The organism is Arcicella sp. GW458-12-2-14-TSB2 (genome assembly GCF_059423785.1).
In genome coordinates this window covers 1-3,224 of sequence record NZ_JBWKYN010000303.1, presented here as the reverse complement: position 1 = coordinate 3,224, position 3,224 = coordinate 1, and the positions used below count along the sequence as shown (strand labels likewise).

The window sequence follows — 3,224 nt, the reverse complement described above, 5'->3', positions numbered from 1 at the left end:
GTGTAGAACTATTAATCAAATAGCTCAGACGATTTTCGTCTGAGTTATTTTCTTTTAGGGCTATCCCATATTTTTTACATCTTAATCTACTTTTTTTCGAGCATTATTTAGTTGACACCCTATTAATCTACCATGAATAAATTACCGAAGAAATACATTTTTATAGATGAAAGTGGCGACGCCTCTTTCTATGCTAAAAAGAAAAAAAACTAGTATAGTTTTTTCTACCAAATTATATTAGCAGGGAGGTCTGGCAGCAGTTCTGCTAAGCTTAAAGAAGCTATTGAAAAGGCAATTGCGAGAGATAATGTTCTTAGAAAAAACAAATTAGCGATAAAATTTTCGTGTATCACTGCTCCAAGTAATAAAACGCCTGAATTAAGCCTGATAGATTATTTGCTTTGGGTATTACAACGCTATATTCTGTCGGGAGAAGCTCGGTATTTCAAAGCATTGTGCGATAAATTTAACTTGATTATCGATTTGTACGATTTTACAAATTACAAGTCAAATTATTATCATCGTGTCAAGAACCCTTTCACGATTGAAAAAGCTAGTGAATTTAGGAAAGATGGATATGTATAGCGATAAAAAAAGCAATCTTTTGTATCCTGTGCCAATACTGGCAACCCCGGCAGTTGCAGGTTATGATATACAAAAATTGCTCACTTTAAAAATACAACATATTACCTCAAAATCCAACTACAGCCTCACATTCTTATCCAAAAGGCATGACAATTATGCAATAACGCAAGCGTGGCTTAGTAACATCCTATATATCCCCAAGGCTTTCATAAAACTCAACCCACCTATTTTAGGCAAGGACAAAGAAAAACTCACAAACTCTAAACTCATAAACTTTAAACTCATAAACTCTAAACTCATAAACTCATAAACTCATAAACTCACAAACTCTAAACTCATAAACTCTAAACTCATAAACTCATAAACTCTAAACTCATCACTCCTATATAGGACTAAAACGATAAAAAAATCATTTCAAACAATTTAAGTCATAATTTAGGCATTTCGCCGTTGGCAGTCTGAGGTTTGTTATCTAATTTTACGCAGATTTTGAAGACAGAATCGTTTCAACGATTCTCAACCTCACAACGATAAAAATAACCAATGAGAGAAATACAATTCAGAGAGGCACTTCGTGAAGCATTAAACGAAGAAATGCGTAGAGACCAGTCGGTGTTTTTGATGGGCGAAGAAGTAGCCGAATACAATGGTGCTTATAAAGTATCACAGGGAATGTTGGATGAATTTGGTCCAGACCGTGTGATTGACACACCTATCGCAGAATTAGGTTTTGCAGGTATCGCTGTTGGTGCGGCCGCTAATGGGTTGCGTCCAATAGTTGAGTTTATGACTTTTAACTTCTCGTTGGTAGCCATCGACCAAGTAATCAACTCGGCTTCCAAAATGATGTCAATGTCGGGTGGACAATACTCTTGCCCAATCGTTTTTCGTGGCCCTACTGGAAACGCTGGACAGTTATCATCGCAACACTCTTCAAACTTTGAAAACTGGTTTGCCAACACTCCTGGTTTAAAAGTTGTAGTTCCTTCAAACCCTGCTGATGCAAAAGGCTTATTGAAATCTTCAATCCGTGATAACGACCCTGTTATTTTCATGGAGTCTGAATTGATGTATGGCGACAAAGGCCTTGTGCCAGATGGCGAATACCTTACACCAATCGGTAAAGCAAATATTGTAAAAGAAGGTACTGACGTAACGATTGTTACTTTCGGTAAAATGCTTTCTAGAGTAGTAATGCCAGCGGTAGCTGAATTAACTAAAATGGGCATCAATGCGGAGGTTATCGATTTAAGAACTGTTAGACCGATAGATTACGAAACTGTCATTAATTCAGTTAAGAAAACAAACCGTTGTGTGGTAGTTGAAGAAGCTAACCCAATTGCAGCATTATCATCAGAAATCGCTTATAACGTTCAGCGTTGGGCATTTGATTTCATGGATGCTCCAGTTATCCGTGTGAACTCGTTAGACTTACCACTTCCGTATGCACCAACATTGTTAGAAGCTATTCTTCCAAGTGTTGCTCGTACTATTGAAGCGGTTAAATCTGTTACTTATAAGAAATAATCGTTTCTGATATACCTACAGAAAAGCCTTTTGGAGTAGTTCAGAAGGCTTTTTTGTTAGTAGCCTAAAGCAGTAGCACGAGTTTCCAACTCGTAAAATAACACACGAGTTGAAAACTCGTGCTACTTACTCAAGATTTTTTACTACACAATCAATTTTAACCACCCATATCTACCATCATGTTACCACACTACAAAAAAATCACACTATTGTTTACTATTTTAGTTTTAGGAGGATGCTCTTCAAAAAAATCAGATGAGATTGAACCACAAGCAACAAGCTCGTCGCTACCGAAAACAGTAAAAGTTGAGTTACTTGGTAGTAAAAACCCTACGTATTATGCTTACACTTGGAAAGGCAATCTTTTGAGTTCTTATACAATTACCACCTTAAATACTTCTACTAATAAGGATTTTGTAAGGACCTATGAATTTACCAGAAATGATAAAACCCAAATCAAAACCGAAAAGTATAGCTATAAAGGTGCCAATTATGCCGACGGAAGTCAAACGTATGATTATGTATATAATACCAATGGAACTGAAATAACATTAGGAAGTAACCAGAAGTGGATATATAATAGTAATGGACAGTTGACAAATTTTGATTATACAACCACAAGCATAAACTCGTCGTTGTCCGAAAAATTTGATTATGATACTAACGGACGGTTGACTAAATATAACGGCAAAAGTAATATTGAATATTCTTACACCTTGAGCGACTTTACTACCATCGAAAATCCTTTGTACAAATTTACTGAAAACACACAGTTTTTACACTTGTCATACAGTGATGCTGTCATTCATTCGATATTTGTTTCTAAAATGCTTCCTAAGGTGTTGGTAACTAGTGGATTCACTGATAAAATCACATATACATTAGATGATCAGCAACGAGTTAGCACTATCTCAGTAATAGCCAGCTATGGTACAACGTTGTGCAAATTTACTATTGGTTATTAATAGGGTTTAGGGACTATTCTTTTTAGCAATAGGCTTTTAAACATTCTTCCTTTTAGGGGGTGACATAAGTTCTATTGATTTCCTATCTCTAGCGAGGGACTTAAGTCCCTCGCTAGAGATAGGAAATTTACGTAAAATCTGTTACGT

Annotated in this window: 2 protein-coding genes; both read left to right on the top strand. The window is 36.0% G+C overall.

The features are described from left to right. Positions 1 to 1,128 precede the first annotated feature (1,128 nt). Positions 1,129 to 2,112: a pyruvate dehydrogenase complex E1 component subunit beta gene (locus AC07XN_RS23890; protein ID WP_323253348.1), complete on the top strand. Its 984-nt coding sequence runs from the start codon at positions 1,129 to 1,131 to the stop codon at positions 2,110 to 2,112. Between the two features lie 179 nt (positions 2,113 to 2,291). Further along, entirely contained in the window at positions 2,292 to 3,077 is a 786-nt protein-coding gene (locus AC07XN_RS23885; RefSeq protein WP_494744872.1) for a hypothetical protein, read from the top strand. Positions 3,078 to 3,224: the final 147 nt, after the last annotated feature.